The 23,075-nt window shown below is 68.4% G+C and carries 19 protein-coding genes and 2 pseudogenes; 9 read left to right on the forward strand and 12 right to left on the reverse strand.

The annotated features are described in order from the left end of the window. Positions 1–9 precede the first annotated feature (9 nt). From AC1RAD_RS02440 to AC1RAD_RS02455, 4 genes are read left to right on the forward strand one after another with little or no spacing between them, the layout of a single operon-like run. Positions 10–879 carry a branched-chain amino acid ABC transporter permease gene (locus AC1RAD_RS02440; RefSeq protein WP_492733712.1) on the forward strand — a complete coding sequence of 290 codons (870 nt, stop codon included), beginning with the start codon at positions 10–12 and terminating at the stop codon, positions 877–879. Beyond that, the gene (locus tag AC1RAD_RS02445; protein ID WP_492733713.1) at positions 876–1,946 is read left to right on the forward strand and encodes a branched-chain amino acid ABC transporter permease; all 1,071 of its coding nucleotides are present in this window, start codon (positions 876–878) and stop codon (positions 1,944–1,946) included. Before AC1RAD_RS02440 ends, AC1RAD_RS02445 begins: the two co-directional genes overlap by 4 nt. Beyond that, entirely contained in the window at positions 1,943–2,650 is a 708-nt protein-coding gene (locus AC1RAD_RS02450; RefSeq protein WP_492733714.1) for an ABC transporter ATP-binding protein, read from the forward strand. Before AC1RAD_RS02445 ends, AC1RAD_RS02450 begins: the two co-directional genes overlap by 4 nt. 7 nt (positions 2,651–2,657) lie before the next feature. Then, positions 2,658–3,365 carry an ABC transporter ATP-binding protein gene (locus tag AC1RAD_RS02455; RefSeq protein ID WP_492733715.1) on the forward strand — a complete coding sequence of 236 codons (708 nt, stop codon included), beginning with the start codon at positions 2,658–2,660 and terminating at the stop codon, positions 3,363–3,365. Here the strand turns inward: AC1RAD_RS02455 and AC1RAD_RS02460 are convergent. Continuing rightward, entirely contained in the window at positions 3,362–4,294 is a 933-nt protein-coding gene (locus tag AC1RAD_RS02460; protein ID WP_307696635.1) for a LysR substrate-binding domain-containing protein, read from the reverse strand. The two genes, AC1RAD_RS02455 and AC1RAD_RS02460, sit on opposite strands and share 4 nt — an antisense overlap. Before the next feature lie 162 nt (positions 4,295–4,456). Here AC1RAD_RS02460 and AC1RAD_RS02465 point away from each other — a divergent pair, with 162 nt between their 5' ends. Beyond that, positions 4,457–5,446, forward strand: a complete 990-nt coding sequence (locus AC1RAD_RS02465; RefSeq protein ID WP_492733716.1) for a tripartite tricarboxylate transporter substrate binding protein — start codon at positions 4,457–4,459, stop codon at positions 5,444–5,446. A 5-nt stretch (positions 5,447–5,451) separates the two neighbouring features. After that, positions 5,452–6,750 (forward strand): hypothetical protein, encoded by a 1,299-nt coding sequence (locus AC1RAD_RS02470; protein WP_492733717.1) that lies wholly within the window; start codon positions 5,452–5,454, stop codon positions 6,748–6,750. Between the two features lie 9 nt (positions 6,751–6,759). Here the strand turns inward: AC1RAD_RS02470 and AC1RAD_RS02475 are convergent, their stop codons facing one another. From AC1RAD_RS02475 to AC1RAD_RS02490, 4 genes are all read right to left on the reverse strand, one after another. Continuing rightward, positions 6,760–7,740, reverse strand: coding sequence for an AraC-like ligand-binding domain-containing protein (locus AC1RAD_RS02475; RefSeq protein WP_095743481.1), 981 nt, complete (start codon positions 7,738–7,740; stop codon positions 6,760–6,762). A gap of 152 nt (positions 7,741–7,892) precedes the next feature. Further along, complete coding sequence (locus tag AC1RAD_RS02480) at positions 7,893–9,200, reverse strand: MFS transporter (protein WP_492733718.1); 1,308 nt, start codon at positions 9,198–9,200, stop codon at positions 7,893–7,895. 229 nt (positions 9,201–9,429) lie between these two features. After that, complete coding sequence (locus AC1RAD_RS02485; protein ID WP_492733719.1) at positions 9,430–10,077, reverse strand: hypothetical protein; 648 nt, start codon at positions 10,075–10,077, stop codon at positions 9,430–9,432. A gap of 275 nt (positions 10,078–10,352) precedes the next feature. After that, entirely contained in the window at positions 10,353–11,912 is a 1,560-nt protein-coding gene (locus tag AC1RAD_RS02490) for a DUF2345 domain-containing protein (RefSeq protein ID WP_492733720.1), read from the reverse strand. Here AC1RAD_RS02490 and AC1RAD_RS02495 point away from each other — a divergent pair. After that, positions 11,808–13,079 (forward strand): annotated as a pseudogene (locus AC1RAD_RS02495) (type VI secretion system Vgr family protein); the annotation flags it as partial. The gene AC1RAD_RS02490 and the pseudogene AC1RAD_RS02495 sit on opposite strands and share 105 nt — an antisense overlap. A 108-nt stretch (positions 13,080–13,187) precedes the next feature. On the opposite strand, the pseudogene AC1RAD_RS02500 reads toward AC1RAD_RS02495, so the two are convergent. The 4 genes and pseudogenes from AC1RAD_RS02500 to AC1RAD_RS02515 form a co-directional block, all read right to left on the reverse strand. After that, positions 13,188–13,709, reverse strand: a pseudogene (locus AC1RAD_RS02500) (contractile injection system protein, VgrG/Pvc8 family); the annotation flags it as partial. 236 nt (positions 13,710–13,945) lie between these two features. Beyond that, positions 13,946–14,638 carry a redoxin domain-containing protein gene (locus tag AC1RAD_RS02505; protein ID WP_175497060.1) on the reverse strand — a complete coding sequence of 231 codons (693 nt, stop codon included), beginning with the start codon at positions 14,636–14,638 and terminating at the stop codon, positions 13,946–13,948. A 126-nt stretch (positions 14,639–14,764) separates the two neighbouring features. Then, positions 14,765–16,993 (reverse strand): protein-disulfide reductase DsbD family protein, encoded by a 2,229-nt coding sequence (locus tag AC1RAD_RS02510; RefSeq protein ID WP_492733721.1) that lies wholly within the window; start codon positions 16,991–16,993, stop codon positions 14,765–14,767. Between the two features lie 61 nt (positions 16,994–17,054). Then, a complete protein-coding gene (locus tag AC1RAD_RS02515) occupies positions 17,055–17,828 on the reverse strand; it encodes an alanyl-tRNA editing protein (protein WP_492733722.1) in 774 nt (257 codons plus the stop codon). Between the two features lie 130 nt (positions 17,829–17,958). Between AC1RAD_RS02515 and AC1RAD_RS02520 the strand changes: the two genes are divergently transcribed. Then, on the forward strand, positions 17,959–19,311 hold the full coding sequence (locus tag AC1RAD_RS02520; RefSeq protein WP_492733723.1) for a PQQ-dependent sugar dehydrogenase: 1,353 nt from the start codon (positions 17,959–17,961) through the stop codon (positions 19,309–19,311). Between the two features lie 15 nt (positions 19,312–19,326). Here the strand turns inward: AC1RAD_RS02520 and AC1RAD_RS02525 are convergent, their stop codons facing one another. Together AC1RAD_RS02525 and AC1RAD_RS02530 are read right to left on the reverse strand one after the other, a co-directional pair. Then, positions 19,327–19,896 carry a GNAT family N-acetyltransferase gene (locus tag AC1RAD_RS02525; protein ID WP_492733724.1) on the reverse strand — a complete coding sequence of 190 codons (570 nt, stop codon included), beginning with the start codon at positions 19,894–19,896 and terminating at the stop codon, positions 19,327–19,329. Between the two features lie 19 nt (positions 19,897–19,915). Beyond that, positions 19,916–20,926 carry a zinc-binding alcohol dehydrogenase family protein gene (locus tag AC1RAD_RS02530; protein ID WP_492733725.1) on the reverse strand — a complete coding sequence of 337 codons (1,011 nt, stop codon included), beginning with the start codon at positions 20,924–20,926 and terminating at the stop codon, positions 19,916–19,918. Positions 20,927–21,015: 89 nt separating this feature from the next. Between AC1RAD_RS02530 and AC1RAD_RS02535 the strand changes: the two genes are divergently transcribed. After that, on the forward strand, positions 21,016–21,924 hold the full coding sequence (locus AC1RAD_RS02535; protein ID WP_095949478.1) for a LysR family transcriptional regulator: 909 nt from the start codon (positions 21,016–21,018) through the stop codon (positions 21,922–21,924). A 304-nt stretch (positions 21,925–22,228) separates the two neighbouring features. On the opposite strand, the gene AC1RAD_RS02540 is transcribed toward AC1RAD_RS02535, so the two are convergent. Then, a complete protein-coding gene (locus AC1RAD_RS02540; protein WP_139701504.1) occupies positions 22,229–23,026 on the reverse strand; it encodes an SDR family oxidoreductase in 798 nt (265 codons plus the stop codon). Between the last annotated feature and the right edge of the window lie 49 nt (positions 23,027–23,075).

Genomic DNA, 23,075 nt, shown 5'->3' on the forward strand with positions numbered 1-23,075 from the left:
CGCCGGGCCATGGAGGACTACCTGCCTTTCGTCATCTCGGGCCTGGGCCTGGGCGCGGTGTACGCGCTCTCGGGCGTGGGGCTGGTGGTGCTCTATCGCTCGTCGGGCGTGCTGAACTTCGCGTTCGGCGCCATCGGCGCGCTCGGTGCCTACGTGGCCTGGACGCTGCTCGAAGCCGACTGGCCGCAAGGCCTGGCGTGGTCCGCGGCGGTGCTCGCGGCCATGGCGCTGTCGCTGGCCTACGGGCGGCTGCTGGCGCCGCGCCTGTCGCACCGCGACCCGACCATCCGCAGCATCGCCACGCTGGGCTTCGCGCTCGTGGTGGTGGGCTTCACCGAATGGACCTGGGGCGAGCAGCCGCGCCGCCTCGTGCTGCCGACCGACGGCGGCGCGCTCGAGTTCCTGCTGGGCGAGGTCGAGGTGCGGCTCACGCACACGCGCGCGCTCGGCCTGGCGCTGGCGGTGCTGATGATGGGCGGCGTCGGCCTGCTGCTGTCGAAGACGCGCGTGGGCCTGAAGATGCGTGCGCTGGCCAACGACCGCGACCTGAGCGCGCTGCTCGGCATCCGCGTGCTCGGCGTCGACACGGTGGCGTGGATATTGAGCGGTGCCTTCGCGGGCGTGTGCGGGCTGCTGCTGGCCAACATCGTGCGGCTGCAGGCCACGCTGCTGACCTTTCTGGTGATTCCGGCCTTCGCCGCCGCCATCATCGGCCGCCTGCATTCGCTGCCGGCCACGGTGGCGGGCGGCATCGCCATCGGCGTGCTGGAGGCACTGGCGATCACGGTGCCGGGCTTCGCGGCCTTTCGCACGGCCACGCCCTTCCTCATCGCGCTGGCCATGATCGTGTTCTACCGCGCGGGGACGCGATCGGCATGAACGCGTCGATCCTCGAAGGCGCCATGCCCGCGTCCGACGCCGCACCCGCCGCGCTCGCGCAGGCCACGCGCCGCGCCCGCCGCTCGCTCGTGCTCATGGTGGCCTGCGTGCTGCTGATCGGCTGGGCCGTGCCGTGGTTCGCCAATGCGTACTGGATCAAGACGCTCACCTCGTCGCTCGCGCTGTCGGTCGCGGCGGCCGGCGTGGCGCTGCTCTATGGCCAGCTCGGGCTGGTGTCGCTGTGCCAGTACGCGCTGCTCGGCGCGGGCGGCTGGGTCGCGCTGCGCGCGGGGCACGGGCTGGGCTGGCCCTTCGAGCTGTCGGTGCTCGCGGGCGGGTTGCTGTCGTGCGTCGTGGGCATGCTCGCGGGCCTGCCGGCGCTGCGGCTCAAGGGGCTGTACCTGGCGCTCGTCACGATGATGATGGCGGGCGGCTTCCAGGTGGTCGTCAACGTGACGGGCTTTCCCGACGGCGGCGCGGGCTGGCTCGGGCGCGTGTTCGGCAGCGAGCGGCTGATGATGCCGCGGCCCGCGCTGGCGCTGTCGGACGCCGCGTACTTCCGCTACGTCGCCGTGTGGCTGGCGGCGGTGCTGGCGCTGATCGAGCTGCACCGGCGCACGCGCGCGGGCCGCTCGTGGGCGCTGATCCGGCGCGGCGAGGCGGCGGCCGTGGCGGCCGGCGTGAACATCCTGCGCTACCAGACCTGGGCCTTCGGGCTCGCGGGCTTCTGCGCGGGCGTGGCCGGCGCGCTGCTCGCGGGCGGCGTGGGGCAGCTCGACGGGCGCGCCTTCACGGCCGGCGAGTCGGTGATGCTGTTCGCGCTCACGGTGGTGGGCGGCGTGTACCACTGGGCCGGCGCGCTCATCGCGGGGCTGCTGCTGCGCGCGGTGCCGGCGCTGCTGACCGACTTCGGCGTCAACGGCTACCTCGCGATGATCTTCTTCGGCGTGGCGCTGCTGCATGCGCTCATCACGGCGCCGAGCGGCATCGCGGGGCAGCTGATGGGCGTGTTCGATGCGGTGCGCCAGCGCTTCGCCGCACCGAAGGACAAGGACGCCGCGCCATGATCCGCATCGACGATCTCACCGTCGCCTTCGGCGGCGTCAAGGCCATCGACGCGCTCACGGCGCGGCTCGATGCGCCCGTGTGCGGCCTGATCGGGCCGAACGGCGCGGGCAAGACCACGCTGGTCAATGTGCTCAGCGGCCTGGTGTCGCCCAGCGCCGGCCGCGTGGCGGTGGACGGCACCGACCTGCTGGGCCTGAAACCCATCGCGCGCGTGCGCTTCGGCCTGCGCCGCTCGTTCCAGACCGAGCAGGTGGTGGAAGACCTCAGCGTGTGGGACAACGTGCGTGCGCTGCTCGACCATGTGCCGCACGCGCGCGGCGAGGCCGCCTCGCAGGTGGCGCGCGTGCTGTCGCACACGGGCCTGCTCGACCTGGCGACCGTCATGGGGCACCGCCTCAACCTGTTCCAGCGCCGCATGCTGGAGCTTGCGAAATCGCTGGTCGGCGCGCCCAAGCTGCTGCTGCTCGACGAGCCCGGCGCCGGCCTCACCGAGCAGGAGGCCGGCGTGCTGCGCCGCACGATCGGCGCGGTGCATGCCTTCTGCGGCGCGCAGGTGCTGCTCATCGACCACGACGTCGACCTGATCGCCGCGACCTGCACGCAGACCCTGGTGCTCGACTTCGGCCGCCGCCTTGCGCTTGGCCCGACGCGCGAGGTGCTCGACGACCCGGCCGTGCGCAAGGCCTACCTGGGAACGGAGTGACCACCCCATGCTGAACGTGACCGATCTGCGCCTGCAGCGCGGCGGCAAGGCCGTGCTGCACGGCATCGACCTGCAGGTGCCGCCGGGCGAGGTGACGGCGCTGCTGGGCGCCAACGGCGCGGGCAAGTCGAGCACGGTGATGGCCGTCGGCGGCGTGCTGCCGCTCACGGGCGGGCGCATCGAGGTCGAAGGCCACGCGCTGCATGGCCAGCGGCCCGAGCGCGTGCGCGCGCTGGGCGTGGCGGTGGTGCCCGAGGGGCATCGCGTGCTCGGCGAGCTGTCGGTGCTCGACAACCTGCGCGCCGCGGCCACCGCGCTGCCTGTGGCCGGCGTGGCCGATGCGGTCGAGCGCGTGCTGGCGGTGTTCCCCGAGCTGCGCGTGAAGCTCGCGCTGCCCGCGCGTTCGCTGTCCGGCGGACAGAAGCAGATGGTCTGCATCGCGCAGGCGCTCATCGGAAAACCGCGCTACCTCGCGATCGACGAACTCTCGCTGGGGCTCGCGCCCGCGGTGGTCAAGCGGCTGGTCGAGGTGGTGCAGCAGGTCGCGGGCGAGGGCGTGGGCGTGCTGCTGATCGAGCAGTTCACGACCGTGGCGCTGGCCGTGTCGAGCCGCGCCTATGTGCTGGAGCGCGGGCGCATGGCCTTTGCGGGCTCGTCGGAAGAACTGCGCAGCCGGCCGGAGATCCTGCACAGCAGCTATCTCGCGGCCGCCTAGGCGCGCGCCTTCTGCGCCTTCCGTGCGGTGGGCATCACGAAGGCCTGGAAGTGGTCGCGCAGCCGCGCGGTGAACTCCTCGGCGATGGCCGAAGGCGCCGACTGCGGCGAGAAGGCCATCGACACCTCCACCGGGCAGCGCGGCGACAGCGGCAGGATCTTCAGGTCGCGCGCGAACACGGAGGCCACGTAGGGGTTGACGATGCCGACGCCGGTGCCCTGCGCCGCCATCATGCAGATGGTGACCGAGTAGGTGGTCTCGACCGTGGCGGCGCATTCGATGCGGTGCTGCTGCAGCGTGCGCTGGAACTGCTGATGGATCTCGTCGTCGGCATTCAGCGTGAGCAGCACCTGCTGCTTCAGGTCGCGCACGTGGATGGCGTCGCGGTGCGCCAGCGCATGCCCGGGATGCACGACGCACACCGCGCTGGCCTTGTGCAGGCTGACCGCGTCGAGCTGCGGGTCGTGGAAGGCGGCGGTGCTGAGCGCGACGTCGTACAGGCCGTAGAGCAGGCCCTCGCGCAAGGCGTGCGTGCCGACGGTCTGCAGGTTGACGTGCACCTCGGGGTGCAGCCGCGAGAAGGCATGGATCACCTGCGGCATCACACCGAGCCCGAGCGCCGGCGTGCAGCCCACGCGCAGCGAGCCCGCGCCCGACTTGCGCAGCACCGCCACGCTCTGCTCGATGCGGTCCAGGCCCAGGAAGTGGCGCTGCACCGTGTCGAACAGCTGGCGCGCCTCGTGCGTGGGGCGCAGCCGCCCCTTGTGGATGTCGAACAGCTTGAGCCCGGTGGCATGCTGGATCTGCGAGAGCAGGCGGCTCACGGACGGCTGCGTGGTGTGCAGCAGGGCCGCGGCGGCGGTGGTGGTGCCGGTCTGCATCACGGCGCGGAAGGCCTCGATCTGGCGGAAGTTCAACGGGCGCGACATGCGGGGACTCCTGGGGCTGCACGGTGCAAGGCGGAAAGCATGGCATATCTTTTCTGCATAGCCTGTGAATGAAAATGAATTTTTCAGAATGATGCTGCGTTCCTAGACTGCGCCCTATCCACCCCTCCATCGCGCCGTCGCGGCGCACAGCAAGGAAGACGCATGACACAGCACTGGCCCCGCAGGGCCGCCGGCCTCGGCCTTCTCGCACTGGCCCTGGGCGTCGCTTCGACGTCGCAGGCATCGCAGCCGCAGGCCTACCCCGACCGGATGATCCGGCTCGTGGTGCCCTTCACCGCCGGCGGCAGCTCCGACGTGCAGGCCCGCATGCTGGCCGACCGCCTGGGCAAGCTGTACAAGCAGTCGGTGGTGGTCGACAACAAGCCCGGCGCCGGCGGGCACATCGGCGGCAAGTTCGTGGCCGACGCACCGGCCGACGGCTACACGCTGCTGCTCGGCTCGATCGGGCTGCACGCGACCTACGGCGTGTTCAAGAAGCTGAGCTACGACCCCGCGACCGACCTGAAGGTGGTCACGGTGCTGGCCGAGATGCCGCACGTCGTGGTCGCCCACCCCGCGCTGCCCGCCAACGACCTGAAGCAGCTGGTGGCATTGGCGCGCAAGCAGCCGGACACGATCAACTTCGGCTCGGCCGGCGTGGGCTCGTCGGTGCACATGATCGGCGAGCTGTTCAAGCTCACCGCCAACGCACCGCTCGTGCACGTGCCCTACAAGGGCAGCACGGCCGCGCTGAACGACCTGCTGGCGGGGCAGATTCAGCTGATGTTCGAGAACCCGCCGACCACGCTGGCCCACATCCGCGGCGGCAAGCTCAAGGCGCTGGCCGTGACCGGCAAGGCCCGCCTGCCGGCGCTGCCCGAGGTGCCGACCGCGATCGAGTCGGGCTTTGCGGCCTTCGAGGCCACCTCGTGGACCACGGTGGCGGTGAGCGCCAAGGTGCCCGACGCCATTGCCGACAAGCTCAATGCCGACATCCGCAAGATCGTCGCCGCGCCGGAGTTCCGCAAGGGGCTGTCGGAGCAGGGCATGACGCCGGTGGCGAACACGCGAGATGTCGCAGCGAAGTTCATCGCGGCCGAGAAGCTGCGCTGGGACCAGGTGATCCAGCAAGGCCGCATTGCCGCGGAGTGAGCCCCATGTCGACGAACCCACTTCCCGAGCAGCCCCGCCTCGCGCCCGTGCCCTGCCGCCGCGTGGGCGATGGCGCGCAGCACCATTTCTTCGGCTACTACAACAAGAGCGCCTGGGACCGCAGCGGGCGCTACCTGCTGGCGCAGCAGGTGCCCTGGATGGACGCCGAACTCACGCCGACGGCGGCAGCACGCATCGGCTACTTCGACCTCCAGGACAACGACCGCTTCCACGCGGTGGGCGACACCACCGCATGGAACTGGCAGATGGGCAGCCAGCTGCAGTGGCTCGACGGCGCGCCGGGCCGCCAGCTGGTCTACAACAGCCGCACCGGCGATGCCGATGCGTTCTACCCCGGCTTCGGCGCCACGGTGCTCGACGTCGACACCGGCGCCCGGCGCCTGCTGCCCTTGCCGATCTACGTGGTGGCGCCCGACAGCCGCTGGGCCTTGAGCGTGGACTACCGGCGCCTGTACATCACGCACCGCACCATCGGCTACAGCGAAGCTGGCGGGCCGTTCGAGCTGCCGCTGGCACCGGCCGACGATGGCATCCACGCGACCGACCTGGCCACCGGCACGGCGCGGCTGCTGCTGAGCTACCAGGACCTGCGCCGGTTTCATCCGCGCGCGTCGATGGACAAGGCGATCCACTGGGTGAGCCACATCGAGGTCAACCCCTCGTCGTCGCGCGTGCTGTTCCTGCACCGCTGGACCGAACGCGTCGAGGACGAGACCTGCTTCTTGCACCGCCTGCTCACGATGAACCCCGACGGCTCCGACCTGCGCCTGCTGGAGTGCTCCGACCACCCGCTGCCGCAGCTGGCGGACGACTTCGATCCGACGGCCGTGGGCACCTTCGACTACGAGAAGTCCGAGTTCCAGATCTCGCACCCGCTGTGGCAGGACGACGAGCACATCATCGTGTGGGGCCCGCATGCCGGAAAGATTCACTACCACCTGTACCACGACCGGGAGGGCGGCGAGGTCCGCGTGATCGGTGACGGCGTGCTGGTGGAGAACGGCCACATGACCTTCTCGCCGGTGAACACGCGCTGGCTGCTGAGCGACACCTACCCCGACGCACGCACGCACGAGCGCGTGCTGTTCCTGTTCGACATGGCCACCGGCCGGCGCCACGACCTGGGCAGCTTCTACGCCTCGCCGGCGCTGAGCAAGGAGAACCGGTGCGACCTGCACCCGCGCTGGCGCCGCGACGGGCTGCAGGTGTGCATCGACTCCGTGCACGAATCGCAGCGGCAGATGTACATCGTCGACGTGTCGGGGGTCGTGGGCAGCCCCTGAAGCGGGCGCCTAGTGCGTGAGCGCCGGCGACATCGCCCGCTGCGCCTCGCGCCGCTGGAACTCGCGCGGGGACACGCCGTACTGCGCCTTGAACACACGGCAGAAATGCGCGCTGCTATTGAAGCCCCAGGCGAAGGCGATCTCCGACACCGAGGCGCGGCCGCCCGCGGCCTGGCGCAGCGCCTCGCTGCAGCGCTCCAGGCGCATCTGCCAGATGAAGCGGTCGAGCGTCTGGTCTTCGTCCTCGAACACGCGGTGCAGGTAGCGCTTGGAGCAGCGCAGCTGCTGCGCGATGAGGTCCAGCGACAGGGCCGGGTCGGCCAGGTGCGCGTGCACGAACTGCTTCACGCGCGCCTTCAGCACGCCCGGCAGCGGCTGCGCGCCGAACTGTTCGTCGGCGTGCGTGGCGAGCGTGGAGGCCAGCAGGCCCAGCACGGTGTCGCTGACCGAGCGGCCGACGGCGTTGGGCAGCGACGGCAGCTGGTCGGCCAGCGAAGTGAGGAACGAACCGAGCACCGCGTACAGCCCCTGCATGGCCGGCGTGTGGGCTTCGCAGGTGTGCAGGTCGGGCATCTTCATGCCCTTGAACTGCTGGCGCGGGATCGTGATGGCCAAGAGGCGCGAGCGCTCGGGGTTGGTGATGGCGTAGGGCACGCGCGGGTCGTACAGGCTCCAGTCGCCCGGATGCAGGTGGAACTCGCGGTCGCGCTGCGAGATGTGGCCGTGGCCTTCCAGCTGCAGCACCAGCTTGTAGTGCTCGTCGAGCGCGATCTCGCGGTGCGTGTCGGGCCGCGCCACGCGGTGCGAAGGCGCCTCGATCATGAACATGCCCAGCGGCCCGAGCTCGTAGGCGTCCATGCGCGCGTCGAACGGGCCGGGGTCGAGGCACTGCACGCGCAGCGCGCCGAAGTACGACTCGTTGATGCGGCCCCAGCAGGCCTGCCGGTCGGCCGGGTGTTCGAGCCGGGTGCTGAAGTGGTGTGCGTTCATGCCGTGGTTCCCTGGGGGCGCCGGAAGCGCTGGTGCAGGATAGGCAGGTCGGCGCGCGCCATCATCGGTACTTCCACCCGGGGCGGCAGGGGCGGTGCGCTCCCGGTCAACGGCCGGTGCGCGCTGGGTCAATGCCTCCGGTTCACACCTTCTCAGACGACGGGCACGCGGCCCGCGTCGGCCGGGTCGACGTTGCGGCGGTACAGCATGAGCGTCGCGATCAGCCCGCAGGCCGCCGCGGCCGTCATCCACAGGCCGGGCGCGCCCTTGTCGCCGGTCATCTCGATCAGCCCCGTGGCAATCGCCGGCGTGAAGCCGCCGAACAGCGCCGTCGCAAGGCTGTAGGCCAGCGAGAAGCCGGCGGTGCGCACGCTGACCGGCATCACCTCGGTGAGCGCCACCACCATCGCGCCGTTGTAGCTGGCGTACAGGAACGACAGCCACAGCTCCACCTCGAGCATGCGCGCGAAGCTCGGCGCACCGACCAGCCACTTGAGCGACGGGTAGGCCGTGAGGATGGTCAGCACGGTGAACAGCACGAGCAGCGGCTTGCGCCCCACGCGGTCCGACAGCGAGCCCATGACCGGCAGCCAGAAGAAGTTGGAAATGGCCACGCACAGCGTGACGATGAGCGCGTCGGTCGTGCTCAGGTGCAGCACGGCCTTGCCGAAGGTGGGCGTGTAGACGGTGATCAGGTAGAACGACACGGTGGTCATCGACACCAGCATCATCCCGGCGACCACGAGGCCCCAGTTGGCCACCATCGAGCGGAAGATCTCGCGCGCGTCGGGGCGGTGCTTGCGCGCCATGAACTCCTCGGTCTCCTGCAGCGAGCGGCGGATGATGAACAGCGCCGGCACGATCAGGCAGCCGACGAAGAAGGGAATGCGCCAGTAGAAGTCGCCGATCTCCTGGGGCGTGAAGGTCACGTTGAGCCAGTAGCCGAGCGCGGCGGCGACGACGATGGCCACCTGCTGGCTGGCCGACTGCCAGCTTACGTAGAAGCCCTTGCGGCCCGGCGTGGCCATTTCCGACAGGTACACCGACACGCCGCCCAGCTCTACGCCGGCCGAGAAACCCTGCAGCAGCCGTCCGACCAGCACCAAGAGCGGCGCGATGACGCCGATGGTCGCGTAGCTCGGCACGCAGGCGATGAGCAGCGTGCCGACGGCCATCAGCGCGAGCGTGACGATCAGCCCCTGGCGGCGGCCCACGCGGTCGACGTACGCACCGAGAAAGATGGCCCCCAGCGGCCGCATCAGGAAGCCCGCGCCGAAGGTCATGAAGGTCAGCATCAGCGACGCGAACTCGTTGCTCGCGGGGAAGAAGGCCTTCGAGATCTGCGTGGCGTAGAAGCCGAACAGGAAGAAGTCGAACATCTCCATGAAGTTGCCGCCGGTCACGCGCAGGACGGTGGCGAATTTCGAGGAGGAATGCGCGTTGGCAGGCGCGGAAGTCATGGTGTGTCCCCTGGGGCGGTGTTGTGGGCCCAAGGGTAGGTCGGGGTTCCCGACCGGGACCTGACGGGGGGAGTCAGGTAGCTGTCAATGCGGCGCCGCGCGTGCTTGGGCGCTTGTGCAGGTGCCTTGTGCGGCCCAATCCAAAGGAAGGGTCTTCTGTCCTCATGTCGATTGAAATCGGCCAGGAGTTGCCATGGATCACCGTCGGGGATGGAAGTCGAACTGCTGGTCAGCGCAGCTTGACGGGCTCTGAGACCAGATATTGGCGACGGATTTGAATATCACTGAGTCTCGTGGCGGTCCAGGGATTTTTGTCTGGGCCGTTCAGATAGGTGAACCTGACCTCAACATCAAAATCCCCCTGTGGCTGCTTCAGCGGTGAGTACAAGAATGAGCCGCCATTGAAATAGGGCAAGCCATGAAGCGGGGCCATTTCAAATTGAAGGTTACCCCCGTCCGGGCTCCACCCATGCACGACCTTGAGCTGCAGCAGCTTCTCTAGGCGCTCGCGTGGGATGTTCATTGGGGGACGGAAATCGATCTGGAACCACGCTGGCTCGAAGCCCGCGCCGCCATCCCGTTTCGGGATCGTGCTCACGTCGATGCCGGTCCACTTGTTCAAAAAATCCGAATCGAAATCGAATCTGGAGCTGGTGTTCGGCCTCAACCCCATACCCGTGCCGGTGACAGGAAGCAACTGCTTCAGACTGTCGAACTCAGCCTCGCCGCGAATCACCTGCATGGCCGCACCGATGAACTCGATGGTCTGCTCGCGCTGCGCGTCGGTGTAGCGGAAGTTGTCATAGGCAGCCTGAGCCCTCTGCGCCTCTACCTTGTACGCCGCACGTTGAGCTTTCTTCTCGGCTTCAGTTTGCATGGCTGATTCCTCCCGGGGTACCGCTCTCCCGGGCCTGGACGGCGTAGCGGAGAGCAGTTGTGCAAAAGCCGGGTTCAGGCAGCAGATTGTCAGGATCACCGCTCCAAAGGCGCTCGACCAACTCGTCGCATGCGAAGCTGTCTTCTTCCCAGGGGGGCATGTGGTCGCCAGAGCCGCCTCCCTTGGCTTTAGCCATCGCATCCAGGTCGATGGACAGGCCGCCAAGGCCGACGTCTTAAAGGTCATTTGCGGCCTCTCGTGCACTGCGGCTCTGTTCAAAGCCTCTGTTGTCCGCTCGATGGAAAAAGCCTGTTCAGTTCGGTTGCCAGTCGATCGGACCCCAGCAACTGCCACCACGCGTACACAGGTTCTCGAACGCACTCCGTCAACTCTGTGGAGTCACCGCTCTTTGCAGCATCGATCATGAACGTGACTCCGCGCTTGCAGGCCACGAGCAACCAGTCGTTGGTGCGCATCTGCCCCTTGAGATCCTTGTCGTCGGGCTTCATGCCAAGCGCAATGGCCTCGGAGTCTCTCGGTATCAAAAATGTCGGCATCGCCCCCTCTGGCAGGCCGAACGACGTTGTCGCGAGTGCGCCCCCGATATTCGCCCTGAGTGTTCCAAGCAGGCTCTTGAAATCCTCTTCACCCAACGGCCAAGTCGCTTCCTTCCAATTGAGCGCCATCAACGCCGGTTTGATGGCCTTCACATAGGCGCCAATCACTGGGTACTCCCAGCGCGTCGCATCCTTGGCCTTCGGCTCGCTCTTTCGCAACCCCCAGTTGTTCGGATCGCAACTGGTGTGAACCGGTGCTTTGCCTTCGCTGGTGGCCTTGTCTTCATTGGCCTCGTGGTCCTTGCCCCCAATTTTCTTCTTTGGTATGCGCTGCTCGGCCACCACACCACCATCGTGCTCGTAGGTCTGTGTCGCGGGCGTTTGCACAAAGGGCGTGTAGCTGGCCAGCACGCCATCTTCTGAATTTCGCAGCACCTCCACGGTTGTGATTTGACGCACCATGCTCTGTACGACCTCGGTCTCGCCCTGGTCGTTGGACTTGCCCTCGATGGTTCTGCCGCCTTGGAAGGTGATGCGGTATTTTTGCTCTGGCAAGCGCAGTCCACCCGCGTGCTCGATCAACACGAAGTGCTCTTCGATCAGATTCTGTTTCTCGGCAAAGCCTGCCTGGGGAAATACCGGATACAGCGCGTCGAGGCTCATAGGCCCGACCTGCGCATGCAGCGCCGCATGCTCCTGCCAGGTGCCGGCAGTGCCATGCTTGATGCCGCTCTCGCTCCACTCCGAGTAGCTGCCCCCGCCGATGATCACCACCTTCTTCTTGGCGGCGATGTGCAGCTCGCCCTCCACGCTCTTGATGACGACGTCCTTGTGCGCAACAAGAACCACCTCGTCGCTGTGCGCCTGGATCTCGATCGGGTCTTCGCTCGCGATGAGCTTGACGCCCTTCTTGTGCGTGAACGCACGGATGCCCTCGGCCGCGCTGGCCAGCCAGCGCTTGGCGGTGCCGATGGAGGTGTGCCCCTGGCTCGTGAAGGCTGTGTGCTCTCCGGTGTGCAAGTGAATGCTGCCGGGCGTGCTGGTCTCGATGCCCGCAGGGCTGGCGAGCACAAGGTGTGGTTCGTTCAGCTCAGGGAAGCGGCCATCCTCGTTCTGCCCCTCCTTGCCCTGGATGGCATCGTTCTGTGCCTTCAAGGCCTTCTGCACGGTGCCATGGGGGCCTATGCGGCTGGCGATCCGCTGTACGAGCATGTGGAATACCACGCCCCCGGCTGGAAGATCGATACCGAGTACATCCACAGCTTCGTGCCTGCCCATCAACTCACGAGTGGGAAGTACGCGACTCGGGACTACGACTACACGCGCCCCAGGGCGGATCTGAGTGTTTCGAGAGCTGATCCGCGCCCCACGGGGCAGGCCGAGGGCGAGGTCTACCAGTGGCATGCATCAGGAGCGGGAGGCAGTCACTACGCCCAGCCGAATGCAGGAGCAGACACAAGCACCGATCCTCACGGCGAAGGCCACTTGCTCTCCCTGCTGCGCATGCAGGCACTGCGCACCCACGGCGCCCGGGCCCAGGCCAGCGGCAACCTGCGGGGCATGGTGCCAGGATGCACCTTCCAGCTGAAGAATCATCCCAGGGAGTCGGCCAACGCCGAGTACCTGATCCTGGACACCCGCTTGCTCATCGAGGACGTGGCCGAAGACAGCCAGAACCGCGAAGCCACTGTCGACCGCAAGCAGCAATGGCGCGTGCAGGTGGACTTCACGGCCCACCCGGTCACAGAGCCCCTGCGGCCCGAGCCGACCCAGCCCAAGCCCGCCATGGTCGGCCCGCAGGTGGCGCTGGTGGTGGGCCCCGAGGGCCAGAACCTGTGGACGGACGAGCTGGGGCGCATCAAGGTGCAGTTCCCCTGGGATCGGCTGGGGCAGAAGAACCAGCACAGCAGCTGCTGGGTGCGCGTGAGCTCGCCCTGGGCAGGCAACCAGCTCGGGGGCATCCAGATTCCGCGCATCGGGCAGGAAGTCATCGTGAGCTTCATCGCGGGAGACGCGGACCTGCCGATCTGCATGGGCAGGGTGCACAACCAGGTGAACCTGCCGCCGTGGCAACTCCCGGGCCAGAGCTCATTGAGCGGGTTCAGGAGCCGGGAGCTGACCGAGGGCGGAGGCAACGGTGCGGCGGGCAGGTCGAACCACCTGATCCTGGATGACACGGCTGAAAAAATCCAAGTACAGCTCAAGAGCGATCACCAGAGTTCAAGCCTGAGCTTGGGGGCGATCACACGCATCGAGGACAACGCGGGCAGAAAAGATTCAAGAGGTGAGGGGTTCGAGCTGAGGACTGATGCTCATGGCGTGCTCAGGGCGCGGGACGGGATGCTCATCACGACCGAAGCAAGGGGCAACGCTGCGAACCACGCCAAGGACATGGGGGAGACAACCCAGCGGTTGAAGGCGGCTCAGGACCAGCACGACGCGCTGGCCGAAGCAGCGCAGGTGCACAAGGCGCAAGAGCAAGGCTCCGATCAAGACATCCGAGAGCACCAGGCGGTGCTTGCCGTCCGAATGTTCGAAGTGGTAGCTGATGCCCCATTCCTGGCACAGGCGGGAGAAGAAGGCGAAGTCGCTCTCGTTGAACTGGGTCTGGTAGTCGCGTACGGGGTAGTGCTCGATCAGGCGCTTGTCCACGGGGAAGGCGTAGCCGCCCAGCAGTTCGTCCAGGATCTGGACGACGCTGAGGTTCTGGAAGATCCTGCAGTCGGTGCGCAGGGTGGCCAGGTGCAGCCAGGGGCGCAGGGTGAGCTTGTACTGGGCGTGGCGCCCTTCCTCGCCCCACAGGGCTGCGTCGGTGATCAGGGCGTTGATCTGGCGGGGGGAGGAGCCATCGAGCTCGATCTCGCAGCTGATCTCCTGGCCGATGAAGGCATCCAGGTCGAAGTCGGCGCCGAAAGAGACGCCGGACAGAGCCAGCGCATCCGGGGTCTTGAGCAGCAGCTCGTAGGCAAGGAGGCTGTTGAGCCCTTCATGCCCTGACAGCCGCACGGGCTCCAGCGCAGCCTGACCAAGAACAACAGGGATCGCGGCAGAAGAGACAGACAGCGTGCGCGGCATCGACGACTTCCTTGGGAGGAAAACAGGTCGCGCAGTTTGCGAGTCGCCTCGCGATCACACTGATAACAATGGTCAAACTCCACGCACCGCATTCACCAGGCGTGGGATTTGTCATTCGTCGTGAAGAAGGATGAGCCTGTTCCAGGCCGGAAAACAGCGCCTCATCGAAGACGCAAGAAAGGAATGCTGCGCTCTGCTTTGAGCGTGATTCACAGCGGGCACAGCGCCCGCGCGCATCAACTCTTGTACTTGATCGAACACCCGTACGGCCGCGTGCTCGCCATCGACACCGGTTTTCCGCCGGTCACCTCGCCCAGCGCCTGGTTCACGTAGTTGGTGGCGGTCTTGATGTCGTCCACGCGGGCCGAGGCGATGCTGTCGATGCCGCCGGCATACACCAGCGTGCCCTTGGGGTCGATGATGAAGATGTGGGGCGTGGTGCGCGCGCCGTAGACCTGGCCGATCACGCCGTCTTCGTCCATCAGCACGGCGGTGGGCGCGGCCTTTTGCGACTTCATCCAGGCGTCGAGCGCGTCGGCCTTCAGGTAGTCGCTGGCGGCGCGTTCGGTGGAGTTGATGGCGAGCCAGACCACGCCCTTGTCGGTGGCCGCCTTCTGCGTGGCCGGCATGTTGCCGCTGCCGTAGTGCTTGCGCACGAAGGGGCAGCCGGGGTTGGTCCATTCGAGCACCACGAACTTGCCCGCGAAGTCAGACAGCTTGTGCTTGGCGCCGCTGGTGTCGACGGCGACGAAGTCGGGCGCCTGCTGGCCCACGGCGGGCGCGGCAAACGCATTGGTGCCCATGAGGAAGGTGGCGCCCAGCGCCACGGCGGCGGCCACGACGGCGCGGCGGGATGCGCGGCTGAGGGCGGCGCGCGCCTGGCGCGCGGCGCGAAGGGAGCGTGAGTCGACAGTGGGCGAGAGCGTCATGGCCAGCTTGAACTCCAAAAAACAAAATTCCAAACAACAACTGCAGCTTAGAACGGTTTCTTCAAGTGCGTGTGACAACCCATGACAGCGGCGTTGTCATCTTGTTTCAATTCACCGCATCGGCGCTCAAAGCGCTGCCAACGCGGCGCGAACTTCGTCCTTGCTGAGGATTTCGGTCAACACGACGGGCGCCTTGCCCGGCGCCTGCAGCACGTACACGGGCACGCCACTGCGGCCCAACGCGGTGAGCGCGGCGGTGATGGCGGGGTCGCGGCGGGTCCAGTCGGCGCGCAGCATGGCGACCTGCTTCGTGTCGAAGTCGGCGAGCACCTCGGCGTCGGCCAGCGTGCTCTTCTTGTTGTACTGGCAGGTCACGCACCAGGCGGCGGTGAAGTCGATGAACACGGGCCGGCCCGCGGCCGCCATGTCGCTCACGCGCTGGGCCGACCACGGCTGCCAACGTTCGCCGTCGTTCGGCGCTGCCGAGGCCAGCTTCGCAGTCGGTTCAGGCACCTGCACGATGTTGCGGCCGATGGTGCCGGCCAGCACAGCGGTGAAGGCGATCATCACGGTGGCGATGACGACGCGCGTGCGTCCGGTCAGTGTGAGCGCCCAGACCACGGCGGCCAGGCACACCAGCAACGCGAGCAGGGTGCCCGCGCCGTCGATGCCGCTTTGCTGACCCAGCACCCAGACCAGCCAGGCCACGGTCGCGAACATCGGGAAGGCGAGCAGGCGGCGCAGCGTGTGCATCCACGGGCCCGGCTTGGGCAGCAGGCGCGCCACGGCCGGCACGAAGCCCGCCACCAGGTAGGGCAGCGCCAGGCCCAGGCCCAGCGCCGCGAACAGCAGCAGCGCCTGGGCCGCCGGCAGGCCGATGGCAAAGCCCAGCGAGGCGCCCATGAACGGCGCGGTGCAGGGCGAGGCGATCACCACGGCGAGCACGCCGGAAAGGAAGTCGTTGGCCAGCGGGTGCTTGGCCTCCGCGCTGCACACCGACTGCGGCGCGGCGCGGCCGAACTCGAACACGCCGGCCAGGTTCAGGCCGAGCAGGGTGAAGAGCGCCGCCAGCGCCGCCACCACGCCGGGCGACTGCAGCTGGAAGCCCCAGCCGAGCTGCGCGCCGGCCGCGCGCAGCGCCAGCATGGCGCCGCCCAGCGCGAGGAACGACAGCATCACGCCGCCCGTGTAGGCCAGCCCGGCCTTGCGGTGCGCGCTGGCGTTGCCGGCCTGCCGCGCGAAGCCCAGCACCTTGATCGCGAGGATCGGGAACACGCAGGGCATGAGGTTGAGCAGCAGGCCGCCGAGCAGCGCACCGAGCAGGGCGACGATGAAGGTGCCGGCGGGCTGGGCCTGCGCAGCGGCAGCAGGGGCCGCCGCCTGGGCCGCGTTGGCGGCCAGCGCCGCCTGCAGTGCGGGCGACACCTCGGCGGCGCGCGGTGCGGCGGTGGCGGCGGGCCAGGTGCCCGACACCGGCGCCTCGGCGCGCCAGGCCACGGGCTGGCCGGCCTGGCGGTCGGCCTCGGCCAGCGCCACCACCACGGGCATGGCGGTGGGGCTTTCGCTGCGCTGGTCGGCCAGCGGCATGGTGGCGGTCCAGGTCGCGCCGTCCCAGGCCTGCGTCCAGTCCTTGCCGGAGACGGCCGCGGTGCGGATCACCTCGGGCGTTTCGGGGAAGAACTCGAGCGTCTTGCCGCGCACGGCGGCGGGCAGGCCTTCGAGGCGCACCTTCAGCTGCTGGCCCTCGACGGCGATGGCGCCGGGCGCACCCAGCGGCTGCGGCTGCGCGGCCTGCGCGGTGTCGAAGGCCGCCTTGTTCAGCGCGGTCGAGCCGCGCGTGGGCAGCGAGAGCGTGAACTCGCCCTCTTCGGGAATGCATTCCTTGCGGCAGACCAGCCAGGAGGCCTGCAGCTTGATGTCCATGGCCGGCGAGCCGCCGGTGAGCGCCACGTCGGGCTTGTAGAGCGTGGAGACCTCGAGCGGCACCGGCAGCAGCACGGTGTTCTCGTAGCCGTAGTTGGCGAGCGTGCCGACCGGGATCTTCTTGGGCACTGGCCAGGCGATCTCGCCGGTCGAGACGCCGGCGGGCAGCGTCCACTTCAATTCCGTCGGAAGGCCCGAGTCGCCGGCGTTCTTCCAGTAGGTATGCCACTCGGGCTGGTGGGTGATCTGCAGCCCGACCCAGACCGGCGCGCCGGGCGCCACGCCCTGGGGCGCATGGGCGACCAGTTCGGCGCGCACATGGGGGGTGGTGACCACGGCCCCGGTCTTCGGGGTCAGCTGGGCCGCAGCCGGCATGCAGGCTGCGGCGGTAGCTATCAGAAAAGTAGCGAAAGAGATGCGCGAAAAGGTCATGCCGGTCAGTCGGAGCCAGAGGGCGGGGCGAAGTTCCTGGGAGCCGGGTCTTTCCGGAGGCTCAGGCCGCGGAGGCCGCGGGCCAGCCCAGGACCACGCGCCGGGTGGTCGCGCTCTTCTTCTCGATCTTGGTGACGACCATGGCGCCGATTTCCGCCGTGTTGGCCACGTGCGTGCCGCCGCAGGGCTGGAAGTCGATCGACGGCGCGCTGCCGTCTTCGCCCGTGCCGCCGATGCGGATGGTGCGCACCGTGCCCGTGCCGCGCGGCGGCTGCACGCTCATGCTCTTGACCAGCGCGGGGTTGGCGTCGAGCTCGGCGTCGCTGATGGCGCCCACGGTCAGCGGGTGGGCGGCCTCGACCAGCTTCGCGAGGCCGGCGGTGAGCGCTTCCTTGTCGAGCGGATCGGTGATGTGGAAGTCGATGCGCGCGTACTCGGGCGTGATCGAGCAGCCGTTCACCGGCACCGGCACGAGGTGGCACAGCAGGTGGCTGGCGGTGTGAAAGCGCATCAGCCGGTGGCGGCGCTCCCAGTCGAGGCGGGCGGTGACGGTGTCGCCGGGTGCCAGCGCGGCCAGCAGTCCGGCCTGGTCGGGCGCGGGCACGTGGACGAACTCGGCGGTCGGCTGGCCCTCGGCGTCCTTGGCCTTGCGGGTGTCGGCGATGGCGATTTCGCGGCCGTCGGCGAGCACCAGCACGCCGGCGTCGCCGGCCTGTCCGCCGCCCAGCGGATAGAACACGGTGCGGTCCAGCACGATGCCGGTGTCGTCGATGCGCAAGATGCGGGCTTCACAGGTGCGCAGGTAGGCGTCGGCGCGGAACAGGTCGTCGGTCATGCGGCGATGGTAGCGACGATGCGCGAAGGAGGTGCGCGCACGCCGGAAAGCGCCCACGACCGACACGCCCGCGCCGTGCGATTGCGCATGATCCGGCGGTCTGCGGCCGCCTGCCGCGCAAGGAATCCGCATGAACGCATCGCCGCACCTTCCCGTCCGCCTCGCTGTGTCCGCCGCGGCCGTGGCCGCCGTGCTGCTCGTCGCCGGCTGCGGCGAGACCGCCAAGCTCGCGCCCGAACTCACGACCGGCCCCCGGCCCCAGCTGGCCGATCCGAACAAGACGCTGATCCCCACCGTCAACGTGGCGCCCGCCGTCGGCTGGACCGATACCGCCGGGCCCACGCCCGCCGAGGGCCTGCGCGTGACGGCGCTGGCGCGCGGGCTGGACCACCCGCGCTGGGTCTACACGCTGCCCAACGGCGACGTGCTGGTGGCCGAGAGCAACAAGCCGCCCAAACCCGAGGGCAGCGGCGCCGGCGGCCCGGTCGCCAAGGTGCGCAACTGGGTCATGGGCAAGGTCATGGGCCGCGCGGGCGCCGGCGTGCCCAGCGCCAACCGCATCACCCTGCTGCGCGACGCCGACGGCGACGGCGTGGCCGAGGTGAAGCAGGTGTTCATGACGAACCTCAGCTCGCCCTACGGCATGGCGCTGGTCGGCAACGAGCTCTTCATCGCCAACGCCGACGCGCTCGTGAAGGTGCCCTACACCGAGGGCCAGACCTCGGTCAGCGCCACGCCCACCGTGGTGACGGCGCTGCCCGCCGGCCTCAACCACCACTGGACCAAGAACGTCATCGCCAGCGCCGACGGCAGCAAGCTGTATGTCACGGTCGGCTCCAACAGCAACATCGGCGAGAACGGCATGGCGGCCGAAGAGGGGCGTGCTGCGATCTGGGAGGTCGATGCGAAGAGCGGCGAGAAGCGCCTGTTCGCCAGCGGCCTGCGCAACCCCAACGGCCTGGGCTGGGAGCCCGAGACCAACGTGCTGTGGACCGTGGTGAACGAGCGCGACGAGATCGGCAGCGACCTCGTGCCCGACTACCTCACCTCGGTGAAAGAGGGCGCCTTCTACGGCTGGCCCTGGAGCTATTGGGGCGGCGTGGTCGATGCGCGCGTCACGCCGCAACAGCCCGAGCGCGTGGCCAAGGCGCTGGCGCCCGACTACGCGCTGGGCGCGCACGTCGCGCCGCTGGGGCTGGTGTTCTCGCACGCGCGCGGCATGCCGCCCGAGTTCGCGAACGGCGCCTTCATCGGCGAGCACGGCTCGTGGAACCGCAAGCCCAAGTCGGGCTACAAGGTGGTGTTCGTGCCCTTCATCGGCGGCAAGCCGAGCGGGCCGCCGGTCGACGTCCTTACGGGCTTCCTGAGCGCCGACGAAAAGGCCCACGGCCGGCCGGTCGGCGTGGCACTGGACAAGGGCGGCGCGCTGCTGGTGGCGGACGACGTGGGCAATGCGGTGTGGCGCGTGTCGAAGGCGAAGTAGCTCGGCGCGGTCGTTTCAGCGCTGCGGGTTGCCGATCCGGAACAGCCGGTGGCCGCGCAGCGGATCGCCTTCGGGCACCGCCGGATGCTCGAAGGCGCCGGCCACGTCCTCGTGCATGCCGATGCGTGCCATCACGGCGGCCGAGCGCAGGTTGCCGTTGGCGGTGAACGCCACGATCTCGTCGAGCCCGAGCCGTTCGAAGCCGACCTGCAGCGCGCCGCGCGCGGCTTCCGTCGCGAAGCCCTGGCCCCAGCTGGCGCGCGACAGGCGCCAGCCGATCTCCACGCAGGGCGAGAAAGGCAGCGTGGCCATCGGCACGTTCAGGCCGGTGAAGCCGATGAACTCGCCCGTGTCCTTGCGCTCGACGGCCCAGAAGCCCCAGCCCTTCTGCGCGATGAGCGCCTGGGCACGGTGGGCCGCTGCATCGCTCTCGGCGCGCGTGGGCAAGGGCAGCAGGAATTCCATCACCTGCGGGTCGCAGGCCAGCGCGAAAAATGGCGCGAGATCGCTCTCGCGCCATTGGCGCACCCGCAGGCGCGGGGTGTCGAATTCGATGAGGGGCGGATGTGTGCTTTCTTCGGTCATGCGACCGATTGTGCGCAAATCAGAACCCGGCCAGCACCACCTTGCCCTGCGCCTTGCCGCTTTCGATCAGCGCGTGCGCCTTCTTCAGGTTCGCGGCGTTGATGGTGCCGAAGCTCGCATTCGCCGTGGTGCGGATGCGGCCCGCGTCGACCAGCGCGGCCACTTCGGCCAGCAGCTTGCCTTGTTCGGCGATGTCGGGCGTGGTGAAGCGCGAGCGCGTGAACATCATTTCCCAGTGCAGCGAGATGCACTTGGTCTTCAGCGGCATCGCGTCGAGCACCTTCATGTCGTCGATCACCGCGAGCTGGCCCTGGGGCTTGAGGCTCTCGATGAGCTGCGCGTAGTGCTGGTCGGTCTGCGTGAGGCTGGCGACCATGTCGACCTCGCCGATGCCGGCGGCCTTCAGTTCGGCGGCGAGCGGCTTCGAATGGTCGATGACGACGTGCGCGCCGAGCGCCAGGCACCATGCGCGCGTTTCGGCGCGCGAGGCGGTGGCGACGACGCGCAGCTTCGTGAGCTGGCGCGCGAGCTGGATGAGGATGGAGCCCACGCCGCCTGCGCCGCCCGTGATCAGCAGCGTCTGGCCTTCGCCGCCGTCCTTGGGCACCTGGAGGCGGTCGAACAGCAGTTCGTAGGCGGTGATGGTGGTCAGCGGCAAGGCGGCGGCTTGCGCGTCGTCGAGGCTCTTCGGGGCGAGGGCGGCGATGCGCTCGTCGACCGCGTGCAGCTCCGAATTGGCGCCGGGGCGAATGATCGAGCCGGCGTAGTACACGCGGTCGCCGACCTTGAAGCCGGTCACGTCGCTGCCGATGGCCTCGACAGTGCCGACCGCGTCCCAGCCCAGCACCTTGGCCTGGCCGGCTTCGGGAGCGGCGTTCTTGCGGACCTTGGTGTCGACCGGGTTGACCGACACGGCCTTCACGCGCACCAGCAGGTCGCGCGCGCCCGGCACGGGGGCGGGGAGCTCGATGTCCTGCAGCGATTCGGGGTTGTCGATGGGGAGGGGCTGGTGGTAGCCGACGGCTTTCATGGGAAGAAACCTTCTTTATTGAACGATGGCTGGACTGTAGGATGACAACGTCTGTTTGATAAGGTGGCATGAATCACCAACACTTTCAAATGAAGATTGAAAATATATCGGACCTGCAGGTGCTCGTGCAGACGGCGCGTGGTGGCACGTTGACGGCTGCGGGGCACGCGCTGGGGATCACGCCGGCGGCGGCCAGTGCGACGTTGAAGCGGCTGGAGGCGCAGTTGGGGGCGCGGCTGTTCGAGCGGTCGACGCGGGCGATGCGCCTCACGCCGCAGGGGCAGACGCTGCTCGACTATGCGGTGCGTGCCTTCGAGCTGCTGGACGAGGGGGAGTCGCTGGTCACTGCGGATCGGGGCGAACTTGTGGGCACCTTGCGGGTGGCCTCGCCGTCGGACCTCACGCGCAGCACCTTGCTGCCCTGGTTCGACGAGTTCCTGGCGCTGCATCCGGGGGTGCAGTTGTCGCTCTCTGTCGGGGACCGGCCGCTGGACGTGATGCGCGACGAAGTGGACGTGGCGCTGCGCTACGGGGCGCTCGCCGATTCGCGGCTGGTGGCGCGGGCGTTTGCGCTGACGAATCCGGTGCTCACGGCTTCACCGGACTATCTGCGTCGGCATCCCTTGCCTCGGGTTCCGCAGGATCTGCTGCAGCACAACTGTCTGACGTTCAACCGGAGTGGGCGACGGCACCGGGTGTGGCGGTTTGCGCAGTTGGGGCAGTGGACGGAGGTGCGGGTGAATGGGGATCGCAGTGTGGATGATGCTTCGCTGGCGCGGGAGTGGACTGTGGCGGGGTATGGGATTTCGCTGAAGTCTGCGTTGGATGTCCGTAATGACATTCGGGAAGGGCGTCTTGTGCGGCTGCTGCCTGACTGGGAGACGGAGCCTTATCCGTTGCATGCGCTGTTGCCTAGTGGGCGGTTTGTGCCGGCTCGGGTTCGTGGGTTTGTGGATTTTCTGGCGTTGAAGTTCGAGGGGTTGTTGGCTTTGGGGTGATTTCTTGAGGCTGCTGGCCGGGACTCGCCCCGGCGGGCGACTCACTTTCTTTGCTTCGCCAAAGAAAGTAAGCAAAGAAAGGCGACCCCACTGTCCGCGTCCCTCCGCTTCGCTGCGGGCAACCTGCGGTGCTCGCGTTTCGCGGGGTCTCGCCCAAACTCGCTTCGCTCAAACAAGGGCGAGCCCTGATCCGCGAAACGCTGCGCTCCTCGGCGCGGCCAGAGGGGAGGGGGCGCACTCGGGCCATCGCTTCGCTCGGCCTGGGGGATCGCATCACTGCGTTCGCTCCCCTTGCTGTCCCCTGTCAAATCATCGGCGTCACAGCCCCATCCATCGCCACGATCGCGCCTGTCACATAACTTGCCTTCGGCGACGCCAGGAAGAGCACGGTGTTGGCGACTTCCTCGGGCGTCGCGATGCGGCCCAGCGGCAGGCGTGCAGTGGCGCGCTCCAGCGCCTCGTCGGTGTCGATGCCCTGCAGCTTCGCGTCGGCCTTCATGCCTTCCTGCAGCCGCGCGGTCAGCGTGAGGCCGGGATTCACGGCGTTCACGCGCACGCCTTTCGCGGCGTAGGCGGCGGCCATGCCGGCGCTCACGAGCATGAGCGCGGCGTTGGCGGCACCGCCGGCCATGTGGACGGGGCTCGCAACTTTGCCGCCCTGGCCGATCACGTTGACGATGGCGCCGCGGCCGCGCGTGCCCATGCGCTTCACGACCGGGTCGATCATGTGGATGTAGGTGAAGTACTTGGCGTCCATCGCGTCGTGCCACGCAGCGGGCGTGAGTTCGTCGGGTGGGGTGCGGCGCGCGGCGCCTGCCGAATTGACGAGCACGTCGACGGGGCCGAAGGCCTGTTCGGCGGCGTCGAGGGCGGCGACGGCACTGGCGGGGTTCTTGAGGTCGGCGGCGTGCAGGCTGACGCGGCCTTCGGCTTGCGGGAACGCGGCGATCAGTGACTGCTGGCCCTGCTGCAGGTTCTGCAGGTCGCGCGAGACCAGGCTCACGCGCGCGCCTTCGCGCAGGAAGCCCAGCGCGCAGGCCAGGCCGATGCCCTTGCTGCCGCCGGTGATGAGAACGTGCTGGTCCTGGAGCTGGAGGTCCATGTCGGGGGTCCTTGGAAGAAGGTGAATCTGTCTGCGGCGCGGCCGCCGC

The sequence above is a fragment of the Variovorax sp. GW823-FHT04B03 genome (assembly GCF_058796495.1).